This is a genomic window from Pseudoalteromonas sp. SG41-1, assembly GCF_014164575.1.
In the GTDB taxonomy this organism is placed as follows: domain Bacteria; phylum Pseudomonadota; class Gammaproteobacteria; order Enterobacterales; family Alteromonadaceae; genus Pseudoalteromonas; species Pseudoalteromonas rhizosphaerae.
This window is the reverse complement of the sequence record NZ_JACJFL010000019.1, coordinates 43,479-60,568: the sequence shown is the minus strand read 5'-3', so window position 1 is coordinate 60,568 and position 17,090 is coordinate 43,479. Positions and strand designations below refer to the sequence as shown.

The window sequence follows — 17,090 nt, the reverse complement described above, 5'->3', positions numbered from 1 at the left end:
ATGCAAGATACAAGCGTTGTAGATACGCAAATACATAAAATCAGTTCACTAGCGGGATATCAGCAATCGCTAAATCATTTACTGGTTGATAGCGTTAACAATGGTGCATCGATTGGTTTTATCGCGCCATTGACGCGCGCACAAGCAGATCACTACTGGTACAGTATTGAATGCGATTTATTAAATGATAGCCGCGAATTATTTGTTATCACCGAAGGATCTGAGGTAATTGGTGCAGTGCAATTAGCGCTGTGTCAAAAAGCTAATGGCGCTCACCGCGGTGAGGTTGAAAAGCTAATGGTACATAGCCAATACCAAGGCCAAGGATTTGCAAAACAACTTATGCATATCCTTGAAAAAAGTGCGCTGCAGCAACAATTAAAACTACTGGTACTGGATACCCGCTTAGGCGATATTGCCTCACTTTTATATGAAAAATTAGGCTATATAGAAGCCGGTGAAATACCACAGTTTGCCCTTAGTTCATCGGGCGAATTACAAAGTACTGTGCTGTTTTATAAATTACTTAAGTGAGTTAAATTCGTCAATCGCTTACAACCTTATAATGTTATCAGCAGTCACTTCGCTTTTGTAACCTACCATAAAGGCATTTACTATAACGTTTAAATCGCTGCTAATACGTTGACAGAACAGATAAAATGGGATCAAGTAGACGAACTTATCAGCATGTTTTCAATGAGCACAAAAAGAAAACGCCAGTCAATATTAATTAACTGGCGTTAAGCTGACAGATTGCTATTTAATATATTAAATCACTATCTGTTATTTACACATCCTTGTTAACGGTTATTGCCGATGCCATCGACTCCGATATATGTAACGTACGCTGCGGAAATGGAATTGTCAGCCCTGCTTGCTCAATAGACTCTTTTACACGTTTATTAAGATCCCAGACTGTTTGCCAATAATCACCGTTAACTGTCCACGCACGTAATTGAATATTCACTGAGCTTTCAGCTATCGATGTCACCATCACCTTAGGTGCTGGATCCGCTAATAATCGGCTTTCTGATGCGGCTATTTCTTTAAGTACATTTAAGCCATCATCTATTGAGTCAGCAAACGAAATACCTACCACAATATCCATGCGTCTTTTACCATTGCGAGTGAAATTTTTAATATTACCACCCCACACTTTGCCATTTGGCGAAGCGATATATAGGCCATCATTGGTTTTAAAAATAGTTGTAAAGAGGTTAATTTCACTCACAGTACCCGTTGTGCCACTGGCATCAACAAAGTCACCAACTTTAAATGGCCTAAGTATTAATAACATAATACCTGCGGCAATATTACTGAGGGTATTCTTTAGCGCAAGGCCAATCGCAAGGCCAGCCGCCCCCATAAGTGCTATTAAACTGGCTGTATTAACACCAAAAATATCTAAAATAAACAACCCTGCAATGATATACACCAAGTAGCCCAGCACACTCGATAAAATTGGTAGTAAGGTTTTATCCATTTTCTTAAGAGGCGACTTAGAGTTTTGGATCGCTCTTTTAACAGAGCGCGCAATTAGAGCACCAGCTATAACAATAGCCAACGCTAGAATCAGTTTATAACCTAGAGTCATTATGGTTTCTGAATGATTTTGCCAAAACACTAATAACTTATCTTTCACTGTTTATTTCCACTAAGTAATTGCTGCAATTGAGCAAGGTTTAACATAGCTTACACAAGGTTAAAACCACATTGTTATAAGCCAATAAGTGTGAGCTGCTATAACCATTTGCGATTTGTAGCCTGCTAAAAATAAGCTGGCCTCAAAGCGAAACCGCGCGATTATATAGCATAATAAATATAAACCTAACTTTTTATTTTAATCTTTAAAAACAATTAAAAATCATATAGTTAAATCAAGCCAGCAAGTTGGTGTAATAAGCATTCAATGGAGGTTAATCCTTCACTGTTACCATCACCACTAAGAGTATCAAACCTAGTCTAAGATTTAATCGAGGAGCAAGTCATGAGTAAAGAAAAAGTTGTACTTATTACAGGCGCTTCCAGTGGTATTGGTGAAGCAACAGCAAAAACCTTAGTCGCAAACGGTCATAAAGTAATTTTGACCGCTCGCAGTGAAGACAAACTTAATGCGCTGGTTGAAGAGTTCGGGGCTGATAACGCATTAGCAGTTTGCGCAGATGCCACTGATTTTTCATCGCTTGAAAACGTAGTTAATACAGGTATAAAACACTTTGGCCGCCTTGATGTTGCATTTGCCAATGCCGGTATGGGTGTTCAAACGCCAGGTGTTGAAGAGGGCGATCCTGAGCAATGGCAAACAATGATTGATATTAATATCAATGCACTGCTTTACACCGCAAAACTCACTCTGCCACACCTAAGAAAAACCACAGGACACTTTATTTTAACCAGCTCAGCCGCAGGACGGATTGCCCTTAAAGGCTCTGTTTATGGCGCAACAAAATGGTTTGCTTACGGTTTTGGACAAAACTTAGCTGAAGAAATGAAGCCATGGCAAGGACGCTGCACCACTATTGCCCCAGGCATGGTCAATACGCCTTTTTTTGATGAAGCAAAACCCGACAAACTCGACCCAAATGATGTAGCCGAGGCGGTACTATTTGCTATAGAGGCAAACCCACGTTGCAATGTACGAGAGTTATTTTTGATGCCGAGTAATTAACGGACTCGACAGTAATAAATGCCCTTAACAGGGCATTTAATTTGATCCAAGCAGTAAATTAATTATTGCAACTTAAACGCGCCTGTTTTAATCGGTTAATTGATGCGATAACTTGCGCAATCGTACCATGATTGATCTCGATAACTTGCGACTCACTTAACGCATCTTTATTTTGCAGAGCATCAACAATTGCCAAATAGCTTGCTTGCCACTCATTAACCGCTAAAAATACCTGCGGATTATTAGTAAGTACTTGCTGCCACATTACTAGCTGACTTTGCAATGCGGTAAGTTGTTGGCGATCACATTGTTGTTGGTAATCATCCACCGCATAATCAAATTGTTTTAAGGTTAAACTCTCTACCGGTAAAACATCCACTAATTTATCCAGTGGCGCTAACTGATGGTAATCATCGCTTAGAAACGCTAAATGATGCAACGTGTAATAGTGTGCGGGCTCTATCAGCTGACTAAAAGTAAGTAACGCGTTAAGCGCACTGCTTGAAACCTCTGGTAGCTGCTCTAAACGTTGAATAAACTGCTGTTGATGTAGTAAGCCTAACTGTTCATCGGCGTATTGGTCCATTAGCGCAAGCCGAGTGTACATGCTGCGCTCATCCGTTAAGCTAGTCGGTGACCAAAAACGTTCTCCTATTGCATAGAGTCTTGGCCAAATACGCGTATCTAAATTATCAGAGGTGACAAGCTCAGCCCAAATAGTTGCTTCACCACCCAATACATTACCTAGCTTGGCTCGTTGCTGCTGATGTTTTAGTTGTTGGTTCAACTGCACCAGAGGTATCTCACCACCGACATTTGCCCTAAACACATAAGGAGTATTACCCACGAATGCGGGATCTTTGCTAGCCTGCGTTAAACTAAATGTCAGCTGAGTTGGCCCAAGCCAAGTATCAATAAGCACCTGATAGTTATTCGCTATTTTAGTCACTTTATCAGTGATGAATGCCCCTTTACCCGCGATGTTGACAATTGCTTGCATACGAGACTGATCACTTGCAAAGACAGTAATATCGCCAGTCACCGCGCTGCCTTTTATGCGTGTGAGGGTAAAATCAACATGTCCGATTACAGTCTTCGCCGTTACTGCGGGTTTCGCTGGCGGCAGCGGATGATTACGATAGTGATAGCTCGTCCACTGCGGCTGATCAATATAAAACCCGCTTGATAACAAACCATCGAAACCGGCCTCAGTGATCGCCGCCAATGAATGATGACCACGCCATGATTGCACTAAGGTGTTGTTAGGCAAATTAGGATGTAATACCTCATCCCAACCAATCATTTTCTTATTGTATTTTGCTAATATTTTAGCAACCCGTTGATTGAAGTAGGCGTGTAATGCATGGCTATCAGCCAGTTTTTGCTTATGCATATAAGCTTGAATATGACTATTGGCTTGCCAATCAGTATCATCAATTTCATCGCCACCAATATGCAAATACGGATCAGGAAACAAACCCGCAAGCTCGGCGACTACTGCATCAACAAATTTATAAACCTCAGGGTTGCTTGGATCCAGTAACGGTTTAAATACGCCCCAACGTCGCTCCATCTGAGTTAATTGAGTTCCGCTACCAAGTTCAGGATACGCAAGTATAATCGCGCTGGCATGACCCGGAACGTCAAACTCTGGCACCACCCGAATACCTAACTTTGCCGCATAGCTAACCACCTCTTTAATTTGTGCTTGAGTATAATAAAGACCATCGGATGCCTGCTGGTGTAGTTTAGGGTAACTATTTAGCTCAATTCGCCAGCCCTGATCATCGGTTAAGTGCCAGTGAAACACATTAAACTTGGCTGAAGCCAAGCCAAGTAATGTCCGTTTTACATCTGCAATTGGCAAAAAGTGACGCACGCCATCAAATAATAAACCACGCCACGGATAAGTTGGTTCATCCGTAATAATTAGATTATTAACTTGTAGCGGCTGCTTAGCACTAAATAATAGCTGCGATAAAGTCGCCAATCCTCTAAGCATGCCGTATTGATTAGCACTCGTTAGGTCAATTTTATTATCTGCAATAGTTAGCGTGTAACTTTCATCCATATTTAAATAAGGTAACTCGCTCACTGTTTGCGTGATATTAATGTGTAATTGCGCAGCCGCTCTTGGCGTAACTTGTAGATGCTGAAATTGGGTAGCAAACAACGAACTATTTAATAAAGGCAGGACGATAGCGTGCTGCGTTTTAGGTATAAATACCTTAAGAGTTGCTTCAAAGGTAGTACTCCCAGCCAATGATTGCACCTCTTTAGGCATTGGCATCAGCGCTTCGGTGGCGGGCGCAGAAAAAGCATAACAAGAGCTGCTCAGTAGCATTGCCCCCATCATAAAATGAATAATTTTATGCATTGTTTAATTCCTGTTGTTTGCTTGCTTTGAGAGTCACTGTTGTAGCGACAATTGCCCCTGCGGCGGTGATCACTTGAGCCGCAAGTTGCTGGGCAGTCTGCACTGCAATTGCACAAGGACTCGCTAATATTTGTTCAGCTAAAAAACCCGCTGCAAACGCATCTCCAGCCGCGGTAGTATCAATTACCTTCGCGACTGCGGTTACTGGATAGTAATTAATTGTTTGTTGCTGTAACACAATGGTGTCATCCAGTCCTTGCTTAATCACTCGCAACGCTTGTGGGTATGCCCGATAAAAGTCGACCAACTGCTGTTGTTCACAATCACCAAACACACCAAAGTGATCGTCGTTGGTAACAAAAATGATATCTGCAACTAAAAAGGCTTGGCGAAACCAATAGTGTGCTTGCATATTACTTTGCCAAAGCACTTGGCGATAATTACTATCAAAAATAACGATGCCACCAGCTTGCTTAAACTGTGCAATAGCAGTCATTAATAGCTGTTTAGTTGGGTCATCATAAATTGCTAAACTTATAGCTGAAAAATAAAGGTAATCAAACTGTTGCTGCTGCAATGCAGTTAAGAATTGATGTTGAGTATCAAGCTTAAAATACTCTCTGGCAGCGCTATTTTTTCGATCATAATGAAAAACTCGCTCGCCATTAGCATCAAGCGTAATACCATAAGCGCCTAAAGTATGATTTGTTGCATATTGTAAAAAATCGAGTTTAAGCGCTTGCTGCTGCCACCTAGCCTTAGCTTGCTTACTTAGTTCGTCGCTACCAATGGCAGATATAAAATAAACATGCACCTGTTCTCCCATAAGACGTTTAAAGTAAACTGCCGTATTGTAGGTGTCCCCCCCAAAATTAAGCTCTTGATTTGTAGATAGTTCATGCATCGCTTCACCAAAAAATGCAATCTTAATCATGTTGCATTTCCTCGCGTTGAGCTTTTAAAATAGCTAATGCTTGTGCAGATGTGCACACTTGAACTGGGGTAAACAAAGTTACCATAGCAGCTAATAAAGCGGAGCCTAAAGTGGCCGGAATAATTGGGTTACTCCAATAAGCCAGCCAATTTGGCGTTAAAATAATCGCCAACGAAACCAACAGCGAAACCAATAAAGCAGTAATGGCCCCCTGCCAATTAAAGCGTGGCCAAAAATGACCAAATAACACGCATACACATAGACCCGACATTAAAGTGGCGATCATATTTGTAATGTAACCAATCACATCGTTAGTTAATAACGCCAATAATAACGCAATGCCTATCGTCATCACTAAGCCCATCCGCGAAAGTAATACAACATCTTTAGCGTGGGGCATTCGTTTGAATACTAAACTATACAGATCACGTATTAATACACTCACAGCTGCAATCGCATCTGAGCTAGCACTGGAAATCGTGGCTGAAAGGCCAGCAATAATAACCAGCGCTGCCAAGCCAAAAGGTAATAATTCAAACGCCATAAAAGGGAAAGAAAATGCACTGTTCTCTAAAGCAGGATTCAGTGCATAAGCTGCCATACCGATAATGGCAGGTACTATGGCAAATACTAAATACAAGCCACCCGATAAATAAAACGATTGACGAATACTTTTAACATGCTTGCCAGAATAAATACGTTGGCGAAATGATGGCGCAACCAAGACGCCTATTAACACCGCGAAAAATAATGATAAGCCATGCACTGCACCTATTTTATCCAATGATAAAAAGCTTTGGTTAAGCGCAGGTTGCGCATTGGCCATATCAGCCAAGCCACCCACTTCATAAAGAGCGACCCCAGCCATCAAGAAAAAGCCAACAAATAACACCAATGCTTGAATAGAGTCGGTCCATACCACAGCAACATAACCGCCAATCACCACGTAAATACTAAAGCCCAGTGCAATAATAAGTTTTGCCGAAAATGGCGATAACCCAGTAAGCCATGCTAAATACATACCACCGCCCAGAATATGCGCTCCTAACCAACCAATACTGGCGACAAAAATAAATATTGCGATGGTATTCTTAACGAGTGGATGTGCTCCCACATAGTATGATACTTCTTCACTCATAGTCATGAATTGGTGTTCACGCACTGGCGCAAATAATTTTGCTAATAATAAAATTCCCGCAGCACCACCAAGGCCATAGATCATCCCAGCCCAGCCATTTAAATAAGCAAATCCCACAGCCCCCATTGATGATCCTGTTCCTACCATAGTGGCAACTGTAGTACCTAACGTAAGAAAAAACGGTAAATTACGTCCCCCCAGTAAAAAGTCATCGCCACCTTTAGAATTTCGGCTTACCCACCAACCAAACCAAATCATAAATCCTAAGTAGCCTAAAAAGGCCATTAATAATTGCCACTTCATAAGACACCCTGCTCCACCAATCCACGCTGCGCTTTGTAACAGCACTTCTAATTATTAATTACGTGGTTGATGTTAGTTATTATTCTGACCTAAGAGCGGTTATTATTTTGTGTGCTCTTAGGTGTAAATGTCAGCGCTGTCATTCAGCTACTGACAAAATCTTAAGGCGCCTTATAACAGGTAACATCCACCTCAACTTTACAATCGACGACTAAATCCGCGACCGCACAAATACGTGCCGGTGGATTAGCGCCAAAATACTCTTTAAACACTTTATTAAACGACTGAAAGTAACGAGAATCAGTTAAAATAACAGTAACATGCACCACATCTTTGAGCTCATAACCGGCCTCTTTCATAATCTCGAGGCAATTTTCAATCGCCAGTGTTGATTGCTCAATAATCCCCCCTTCAACCACTTCTCCATCTTTCATTGGGGTTTGTCCAGATACCATCAGCCAACCACCCGCTTCTACTGCGCGTGCAAACGGTAAGTGCTGACCACCGGTACCTTTACCGCCTTCAATACCAATTCGTCTAATCATCTTTACTTGCTCCTAGGGATGTTAAAAATTTACCTGAATATGCAGGTAGAATATGTTTATCTATAAGGGTTGCTTGGCCATTGGTCCAGACACGATGAATTCCTGAAGCCGCCAGCTCTGGATCAACAAATGTTGCGTTATCAATAATCTCATTGGCATCAAATAACACCAAATCGGCAAAGTTGCCTACTTTGATCACTCCACGATTTGCCAACCGATAGTTAGCCGCGCTTAAGCCTGTCATTTTATGAATCGCAGTTGCTAATGAAAAAATTCCTTGTTCACGGCTGTAATGACCCAGCACTCGGGGAAATGAGCCCCATAACCGAGGGTGTGGGTGTGGATCGCACGGTAAACCATCTGAACCAATCATGGTTTTATCAAACGCTAAAATAGTGTTTACATCGTCTTCATTTAACCCATGGTACACAGCACCAGCTGGCTGCAGTTTTTCAGCAGCATCCAGCAAACTGACGTCCCATTGTTTAGCAATATCAGCAAGTAATTGCTCGGCCATTGCAGGGTGGGCATCAGACCAAGTGATAAAAATATCGAAGTCGTCAGTCACTTGGTTCAAATCTAAAGTACTGGAGCTGGCCGCATACGGGTATGCGTCGCAACTACATTTTGAGTGCTCGCCTTGTGCTGCAAATTTTGCTAACAGCTCTGGGGCGCGTCCCCAGTTATTTTTACCTGCACACTTCAAGTGGGAAATAATCACTTTAATGCCAAACTTTTGCTCCATAGCAAACGCTTCATCCATCGCCTCAAGCACGGCATCAAACTCGGTGCGTAAATGGGTGGTATATAAAGCATCATGCTTTTGTAAGATAGCGCCAAATGCCTGTACCTCTTGTTCAGGTGCACACTGTGCATTGCGATAGGCAAGCCCAGTGCTCAAACCGAGGGCACCTTGGGTTATGGCTTCATCCAATTGCAATTGCATCGCGGCAATTTCGTCAAGCGTCGCTGGACGTAATAAGTCATCCATCACGTTATTGCGCAATGTGGTATGCCCTACCAATGCTGCAACATTCACATTGGCTTTTTGTACATTAAATGCATCGATATAATCGCGCATCTGTGCAAAAGTAAACTCTGCTTTTTCACCCAGCAGATTCATTGGATCCGGCGCATCTACAGTTAGTTTTGCCGGCGCCGCGCTGATCCCACAATTACCGGTGATCACCGTTGTCACCCCTTGACTTATTTTCGCTGCCATCGCTGGGTTTCTTAACAACTCAAGATCATCATGGGTGTGTACATCGATAAACCCCGGGGCTAGGCATAATCCATTGGCCATTATTGTGTGTGTTGCCTGCCACTGTGATAACTCGCCGAGTGCGACAATATGTTCACCTTTAATTGCGACATCCATGTACTGAGGCGCATTGCCTAAACCATCAAATACTTTTGCTTGATAAATGATTGTGTCTGCTGATTGCGAGATATCGTGCCGCATCATTAATCTCCTAGTGGTGCTCTGTCTGGTCCTTGACGATACTCATCTAACTCATGTTTGATGCGACGAAGTTTTTCGCGAGATTTTTTCTGCGTTAAAATAGCCACTTCACTTGCCAATATGTCTACTGCAGCAAGCATCGCGTAACGGCCTGTACTGGGCGTAAAAATGTAATCTGATTCGTTAGTTTTAATTGGTAAGTGAATCGTTGCGATATCAGCAAGCGCACTCTCTGGGCAAACCGCAATCACTTTAGCGCCATAATCTTTGGCAATATTTGCCGCATCAATTAAGTCATTTGCTAAGCCTGTAAGCGATAACACCACCACCACATCACTGATATCAACACTGGCGGCAGTCATTCTCATCATCACCGGATCACTGTAAGCGTTACTGAGTACATCCAGTCGAAACAAGCGGTTATGGCATTCTTGTGCAACTACAGAGCTACCCCCACCAACGCCAAAAATTAACGTATGACGGCTTTCAGCAATACAGCGAGCTGCTTCTTCAATCTGCGACTGTTCAATTAATCCGGCATTAATATCGAGAATATCGTGTATTGCTTTGTATATAGCTGGAATATCTTCACGTACAGAGGCATTTTCACTAATAAAGCGCTCTCCTACTGCCAGTGATTGTGCAAGCTGTAGTTTCATATCACGCACATTATCGCAGCCCAGCGCTTTTGCTAGCCGAGTGATAGATGCGTGACTGACTTTTGCGCGCTGTGCTAAATCACTTATACTTGCCGATGCTGCATATTGCAGATCGGCTAAAATTAATTGTGCAACGAGTTGCTCTGATTGCCGTAAATGGCCTAAACGCTCTTTAATTCGTGAAACAATATCCAATTAACTACTCTCCTAAAAATACGTATCAAAGATACCAACAACGTTATAATTATCATCGATAACATTAATATAACGCCATTTATCAAATGTCAGGCAAGGATGTGAAGTCCCAAAGGCAATAATATCACCGACTTTTAAGTGGCTATTTTGATCAACACGCAGCATGGCATGCTGATCCATTATTTTTTCAACTTGCCAATCAGCACCTGCTTTAGTAACAACACCGTGTTGGTCAATATGTAAATTCGCAATAGGTAGCCCGGCATCAAATGCCACATCGCGCTTACCCATACCAATAATTGCTCGTCCCGGTTCTGGCAATGACTGTACATATGCCCAAACCTCTAAACATGATTGTAAATCGCTACCAATATTACACGCCAACGGATTACGCGCTAGAATCTGTTGCTGCGCATGGCCATAAATCCCTTGATCATGAGCGACATAACAGCCAGGGCGGATCACAGGCACCATGTTATCGAGCATGTTACTAGGTGCAAAAGCATCGCAGACTAAGTCGTACCACGCTGAGCCACCTGCGGTAATAATTACTTGTTCTGTGGCAAAAGCCTGCTGCTCAATCAACTCTTTACATGTTGTTACCGCATCCGCTAAAAATGCAGTCACTTCACTTTGTGTACTCAACACTCCTTCATACACTTCAATGCCCGCAAGCTGTAATGAAGAAAACTGCTTTATATGCGCAACCAATTGTTGGAGCTTTTGTTCATCAACTACACCACAACGTCCACCAGGCACACCTAACTCAATAAATAATTTAACTTGTATGCCTTGCTTACTAAAGAACTCGCCAAGGCTTGTTACATTGCTAACATCATCCACTAAACAATAAAAATCAACCTGATACTGTTTTAATAAATAGCTAAGCTGCTGCATGTTGGCTTTACCAACTAATTGGTTCGCCATGATAATGCGCTTGGCGCCAGCTTGTGCTGCTACCACTGCTTGTTGCACAGTTGCAATGGTGATCGCGTAAGCACCTGCATTTAATTGCTTTTTAAAAATATCCGGTGCCATGGTGGTTTTACCATGCGGTGAAAACTCCACCTGACTTTGTTTGGCGAACTCAGCCATCCATGCAATGTTATTATCTAAACGCGTTTGATAAATACACGCACAAGGAAGACTCACCTGCTGCTTAGCAACATTGCAATCACCTTGTATGATCGTTTCGCTGTTGCCTAAGCCTTTATTCATAGTATAAATTTTTGCGGCGCGTTTCATGGCTAACTTTTCCATAAATAAAACTCTTATTTTAAATCATTACCTTAGATAGCAACGTTGGATTAAAAATCAAAAAATTATCAAATGTTAATGTAATTGTTATTGCATTTTGTTTGAAAGTGATGTTAATTAATAACAAGCAAGTAGTCAACACCTGTTACAAATTAACAGGAAATAATAATTAACTTTTAAATCTACAGGATGAGGTATATCAGCATGAGCATTAAAAACCGTCACCAACCCACTTTAAATAGGAGCCTAATAGCAAAAACCGTCGCCGCTATTGTATGTGGCTATACCAGCTTTGGCGTTTTTGCCGCAGACCAAGCACAGACAGCAAATGACGACATAGAAACTATTGAAGTGCGCGGTATTGCCGCCAGTAACAAACAAGATATTAACAACAAACGCTTTAGTACTGGAGTAATGGATTCTATTACCGCGGAAGATATTGGTAAATTGCCTGATGTAACCATTGCCGATACGCTGCAACGTATCCCTGGCATACAAATTCGCCGCTCTGCGGGTGAGGGCTCAACCATTAACGTTCGCGGTATGCCGCAAGTAACCACTTTGCTCAATGGCGAACAATTCTTAAGTGCAGGTTCAATTACAACATTACAACCAGACTTCACTGATGTCCCAGCGGCGCTGCTATCTGGGATTGATGTGCTTAAATCACCTCAAGCCGACACCTTGGCCGGTGGCATTTCAGGTACTTTAGATTTAAAAACACGTAGACCATTTGATCTTGACCAAGGCACAACCTTCTCACTCACAGGAGAAGCAACCCGTGGTAGTTTATCAGAGCAAACCGACCCTAAACTGGTAGCCTTTGCCGGATATAACAATGACAAATTTGGCATTATTGTTACTGCCGCTTATGACGAAAGCACCTTAGCGAATTACCGTAATGGCACAATTTTAACCTCTTCAGAAGTGCAAAATGAAACCGACCGCGATTTTAACGGTGATGGCGATTTTAACGACAGCTTTTACAGCCAACGTTTTTATGGCGTGATGGACCGAGAAACAGAGCGTGATCGCCTTGGCCTAAACACTACCATTCAATATCAAATTGCCGACACACTTACTTTTACTGGTGACTTGTTTTATACAAAAATGGATGACGCCGATCGTAAGCAAGGGGTGATGGTTGATAATGCCCGTGGTTCTATTTGGGCGTATTCTGATAACTTTATTCCTCGCTTAGATAATGATCGGGGCGGACAAATATACACAGTCAACGATGCTAACTTAAAAGTTCGTCGGGTTAGCGCCTACTCTGAAAGTTTAACTAACGACCGTGAATCAACCAATGCTAGCTTTTTATTCGAATACCAAGGTGATGGCCCACTCTCTGGTGAATTTAGGTATATTCATGGCTCTGCAGAGCGAAGCCATACTGAAAATGTGGCCCACGGCTTTTTAACCTCAGGCGCACAACATGGTTTATTAAAAAATCATGGTGATGGTATTACGCCAGTTAACCCCAATGGCTATGGCCCAGAAGAAGTTGATGTGAGCTTTTCTCGCAGCGGCGAATATTTAACCCTTGGTTTTGCAGAAGGCTTTGGTAATGATATAAGCCAATATAATCTCGTTTCAACCTACTCTGAAAATAACTTTGAAGAACAAGCCACACTTGATGTTGCCCGTATTGATGGCCATTATGCCTTTGAGACAGATCACCTACAGAATCTTGATTTTGGTCTGCGGGCATCAAAACGAGACGTAGAGCGCGAAACCTATATTCTCGTTGCACCATTTACCACCGGCAATATTAGTGCCGATGTGATGTGGAAAGATTCCGGCGCATCATTAGGTGATACCAATGGCGACGGTGAAAATAGCGTAGCAGGTGGTGATTTAACCATAGGGAAAACCAACTTCTTTAGTGATATGCCCGATGGTTGGGTCAACCAAGTCAATGGTTTAGGGCCAGGTGGCGCTGGGCATAGTTTTTACTTAATCGATCCTAAAGTAATGGACGATCCAATGGCATTTCAAAATGCAATTTACCCGGGTAACAAACGATTAGCTAATCCGTCACGTACTTACCAAGTAAAAGAACAAACTCAAACAGCTTACTTTAAAGCAAACTTTGCTGGTGAATTGGGTGATTTGAGCTATACCGCAAATATCGGCGCACAATATATTAAAACCGAACTCGACATGCTGCAAAATCAACTAGGCTCTGCGCGTCCTTGTTCGTTGTGTACTGCCAGTGAGAAAACCGGTGAAAAATGGTTAAACAGAGATTACTCAGATTTTTTACCATCAATGAACTTTAATTTAAACCTAACCGAAGATGTGATCCTACGTGCAGGTTACGGTAAAACAATGACCACGCTCGATATTGGAAAGCTTGCTGGTGGTATAAGTGTTGGTCGTACCCGAGCCGGAGATGTACTTGCCGCTGAGCTTGGAGTAAGCCCTGACTTATTAGTGGCAGTACAAGGTCGCCAAAATGGTAATCCTGATCTAGAACCATGGCGCGCAACTAACTATAACCTATCTGCTGAGTGGTATTTTAATGACAGCGGTTTATTAAGTATTTCAGCCTTTTTAATGGACATAGAGTCATTTGTTGAAAACGGTATTGTCATGCAAGGCTTGCCTGATATTGATGGCATTATTCGCCGTGAAGTACCTGTAACCACTGAAATAAATGGCCAAGGTGGTGACATAAAAGGTTTTGAAGTTGTTTATCAGCAAGCATTTGACTTTTTACCAGCGCCATTTGATGGCTTAGGCTCATCACTAAACTTTACTTATGCGCCAAGTGACAGCGCTAACGTTGATGTTTATGGCAAAAGTTTACCAATTCAAGATAACTCAGAAAAATCAGCCAATGCTGTACTTTGGTACGAAAAAGGCCCATTACAACTACGTCTTGCAGCTAACTACCGTAGTGATCGCTTAGACAGCTTAAGCTCGCCAATGGGCGAAGGGGTAATGCCATTTTGGACCGATAGCACTTTGTACTTTGATATGTATGCCGGCTATGAATTTGCTGAAGATATGAGCATTTATACCTCAGTGAGCAATCTAACCGAAGAAAAAGAAGATATTTACGCACAGTGGTCTGATCATGTGATCACCCAAAATATCTTTGAGCGTCGTATTACGTTTGGTATTCGTACCCGTTTTTAACGCTTAACAACACATTTGGCACACTTCTGCCCAGGAGATAAAAAGACTTAGCATTATTTAAATAAGCTTTTTTGCCAAATAGCAAACCAGTACAGCTAATTAAGCTGTACTGGTTTTTATACCTAAGTGGATTCATCTAGGCTGATTGCCGATAGTGATCAACAGCAAAACTAAATAAAACTTTGATCATAAAAAATAGACTCACCATCAAAAACCACGTTGGCAGCGATAAGTAAATCAACAAAAAGATGCCATAACACATTAAGTTTGCAGCAATAAAACCCTGGATTGATTTACCATGTAACGCATTAACAACAGATGCTGCCACTATCGTATATGCCCACATAAGCAGTGCAGTATCTAGTGGCTGTGAAAGTAACCACGCAATCACTATTATATGAACGTGAATGGCAATAAAAATCAGCCTATTTTTAGGACGCTTTGTGTAAAACTCATTGGTACCAAGAGTGAAATTAGCAATACATCCTGCTAATACGTCAGCAATTAATATAAAAGCTAAGATTGCTCGCCAATTATCGAGTTTAATCTCCGCAACCGAATAAATAACCCAACTGCCGACTAAAGCAAACAAAATAGTACCGGTGATCTCTAAAATCGATTGTTTTTCGCCAAACACTTCATGCAAAAATTCAGGGGTTTTAAAATACTTCATTGTTAAACATTTCCTTATTTAAATTAAATTAAATTTTTGAACAACGACTTTCCATGTTTTTAACTATGCAAGTAGGCGACAAGATAAGCACCACTAGCAGCCAACGAAATAACATTATCTATAAAGACACGGCATTAATTAAAAAAACACCGTAAAGGTAGCAGGATATGCTCAGGGATCTGATCAGAAATCACATACTTTTTTGCATCAACTGTGACTTCAAATAAAAGATACTCTGAATTTCTGCCAATATAACGCTCACCTATATTTGGCGTTATCTTATATATATTTCCGGTAAGAGTAAGCTGACTAGAGGCTGATATCTTTTCAAACCCGCCGAAAGGGCTGAGATGACCCTCTACGTTGTGATCTTTTAAGTAGTCGTTTCGAGGATGGCCAAACCATATAGGTTCGACACGAATTTCACTAATTTGAAATAATTTATTTGCTTGATAATGAATGGGCTCAAAGCACTGCTTCTCTATTTTAATATCACTGCAACCACTGATAAATATCACGGCAAGTATTGTAGTATACTCAATGTATTGCATATCAACGTATTCCTTTACATACACTTGGAGTTAGCTATTGGCAGCACTGCAATACCAGCATTCTTTATAACTCACATTTGCGCTGACGCTGGAGCAAACATATATCAAGGATATCGTAACTGCCTGCAACTTCCAGTGTAATTTGATGAATATTGACGCTTAAACATGACTTCATTAGCAAAGACAACAACTATGTCTTTTTAGTGTTCAGAATTACTTTTCTTAATTACGAGACTTAATAGCAGCCTAGATTACTATTAAGCCATTAATATCTAAGACATTATTTTAAATAGCAGCTCTCTTACTGTGGCAGGTTCAAATGGCTTGTCACATATGGCGTCTACACCAGCTTGAGCAATATTAGCTAAATGAGTGTCGTTTGCCTCAGAACTCACCATCAAAATAGGAATATGCGAGTAAGCATTCGAGCTTCTTACGGTCTCCGTTAGCTCTTTACCATCCATTTCTGGCATATTGTAATCAGTAACAATTAAATCAAATGATTGACTATTAAGGTGGTCAATCGCTTGTTTGCCATTTTCGGCTTCTACAGGCGCCGGTATTCCCATTCCAGCCAAGACCCTAATAATATGCTTGCGTGCAAAACGACTGTCATCAACCACAAGTACACGCAATAGCGTTACATCAAAATGCTCTAATTCAACTTCTTCTTCAGTAATAATATCTAATGTTGCCTTTAACGCTCGCGTAATTGCCTCAGCACTAAACGGCTTTGGTAAAATAGCTAATACCCCGGACTGCCTTAACTGTTCAAGATAGGTTTTATTACGCTCTGTCGATACCAACATAAAAGCTTGATGCTCAATACCTGGGGTTACTCTGATTTTTTGCAATAAAGAATCAGCGCTACCGTCAGAAAAATACATGCTGCTAATGACCAAATCCGGCTGATAATTCTCCAGCATTGTTAACGTTTGCGCTTGAGAAGTAGCAGTTTCTATTTGTGTAACACCGCATTGAGTAAGTGACTTTATAATAAGCTTTTGCTGAACATCTGATGGCTCTACTAATAATATTGATAAATTGGCTATTGCTGTTAAGTCTTTCATTTACATCTCTTCAGTATTGCTATGTTTAATTAGTAACGGTTATTTTTGTAAAAATCAAAAATACAGTCATCGTGATTATGCTTTTTATGATCTTTTTTTGCTAAATAAAGCGCG

General features: G+C 41.4%; 14 protein-coding genes. 3 read left to right on the top strand and 11 right to left on the bottom strand.

What is annotated here, in order from left to right; translation table 11 throughout:
• A complete protein-coding gene (locus H5203_RS12320; RefSeq protein WP_145242030.1) occupies positions 1-534 on the top strand; it encodes a GNAT family N-acetyltransferase in 534 nt (177 codons plus the stop codon).
• 253 nt (positions 535-787) lie between these two features.
• On the opposite strand, the gene H5203_RS12315 is transcribed toward H5203_RS12320, so the two are convergent.
• Positions 788-1,642, bottom strand: coding sequence for a mechanosensitive ion channel family protein (locus H5203_RS12315; protein WP_145242032.1), 855 nt, complete (start codon positions 1,640-1,642; stop codon positions 788-790).
• 345 nt (positions 1,643-1,987) lie between these two features.
• On the opposite strand from H5203_RS12315, the gene H5203_RS12310 reads away from it, so the two are divergent.
• Complete coding sequence (locus H5203_RS12310) at positions 1,988-2,668, top strand: SDR family oxidoreductase (RefSeq protein WP_182733872.1); 681 nt, start codon at positions 1,988-1,990, stop codon at positions 2,666-2,668.
• A 58-nt stretch (positions 2,669-2,726) separates the two neighbouring features.
• Here the strand turns inward: H5203_RS12310 and H5203_RS12305 are convergent, their stop codons facing one another.
• From H5203_RS12305 to H5203_RS12275, 7 genes are all read right to left on the bottom strand, one after another.
• Complete coding sequence (locus tag H5203_RS12305) at positions 2,727-5,045, bottom strand: family 20 glycosylhydrolase (protein WP_182819814.1); 2,319 nt, start codon at positions 5,043-5,045, stop codon at positions 2,727-2,729.
• Positions 5,038-5,979, bottom strand: coding sequence for a PfkB family carbohydrate kinase (locus H5203_RS12300; protein ID WP_182733868.1), 942 nt, complete (start codon positions 5,977-5,979; stop codon positions 5,038-5,040). The genes H5203_RS12305 and H5203_RS12300 overlap by 8 nt, the downstream gene beginning before the upstream one ends.
• Positions 5,972-7,420, bottom strand: a complete 1,449-nt coding sequence (locus tag H5203_RS12295) for a sodium:solute symporter family protein (protein WP_145242040.1) — start codon at positions 7,418-7,420, stop codon at positions 5,972-5,974. The genes H5203_RS12300 and H5203_RS12295 overlap by 8 nt, the downstream gene beginning before the upstream one ends.
• A gap of 161 nt (positions 7,421-7,581) precedes the next feature.
• Positions 7,582-7,965, bottom strand: a complete 384-nt coding sequence (locus H5203_RS12290; RefSeq protein ID WP_145242042.1) for a RidA family protein — start codon at positions 7,963-7,965, stop codon at positions 7,582-7,584.
• Positions 7,958-9,430, bottom strand: a complete 1,473-nt coding sequence (locus tag H5203_RS12285; protein ID WP_259399513.1) for an amidohydrolase family protein — start codon at positions 9,428-9,430, stop codon at positions 7,958-7,960. The genes H5203_RS12290 and H5203_RS12285 overlap by 8 nt, the downstream gene beginning before the upstream one ends.
• Positions 9,430-10,281: a MurR/RpiR family transcriptional regulator gene (locus H5203_RS12280; RefSeq protein WP_145242044.1), complete on the bottom strand. Its 852-nt coding sequence runs from the start codon at positions 10,279-10,281 to the stop codon at positions 9,430-9,432. The genes H5203_RS12285 and H5203_RS12280 overlap by 1 nt, the downstream gene beginning before the upstream one ends.
• Before the next feature lie 12 nt (positions 10,282-10,293).
• Positions 10,294-11,541: an amino acid deaminase gene (locus H5203_RS12275; RefSeq protein ID WP_182733867.1), complete on the bottom strand. Its 1,248-nt coding sequence runs from the start codon at positions 11,539-11,541 to the stop codon at positions 10,294-10,296.
• A gap of 201 nt (positions 11,542-11,742) precedes the next feature.
• Here H5203_RS12275 and H5203_RS12270 point away from each other — a divergent pair, with 201 nt between their 5' ends.
• Positions 11,743-14,682 carry a TonB-dependent receptor gene (locus H5203_RS12270; RefSeq protein ID WP_145242048.1) on the top strand — a complete coding sequence of 980 codons (2,940 nt, stop codon included), beginning with the start codon at positions 11,743-11,745 and terminating at the stop codon, positions 14,680-14,682.
• Positions 14,683-14,818: 136 nt separating this feature from the next.
• Here H5203_RS12270 and H5203_RS12265 read toward each other — a convergent pair whose 3' ends face one another.
• The 3 genes from H5203_RS12265 to H5203_RS12255 form a co-directional block, all read right to left on the bottom strand.
• A complete protein-coding gene (locus tag H5203_RS12265) occupies positions 14,819-15,355 on the bottom strand; it encodes a hypothetical protein (RefSeq protein ID WP_145242050.1) in 537 nt (178 codons plus the stop codon).
• Between the two features lie 134 nt (positions 15,356-15,489).
• Positions 15,490-15,906, bottom strand: a complete 417-nt coding sequence (locus H5203_RS12260; RefSeq protein ID WP_182819813.1) for a hypothetical protein — start codon at positions 15,904-15,906, stop codon at positions 15,490-15,492.
• 272 nt (positions 15,907-16,178) lie between these two features.
• The gene (locus H5203_RS12255; protein ID WP_145242054.1) at positions 16,179-16,976 is read right to left on the bottom strand and encodes a response regulator; all 798 of its coding nucleotides are present in this window, start codon (positions 16,974-16,976) and stop codon (positions 16,179-16,181) included.
• Positions 16,977-17,090: the final 114 nt, after the last annotated feature.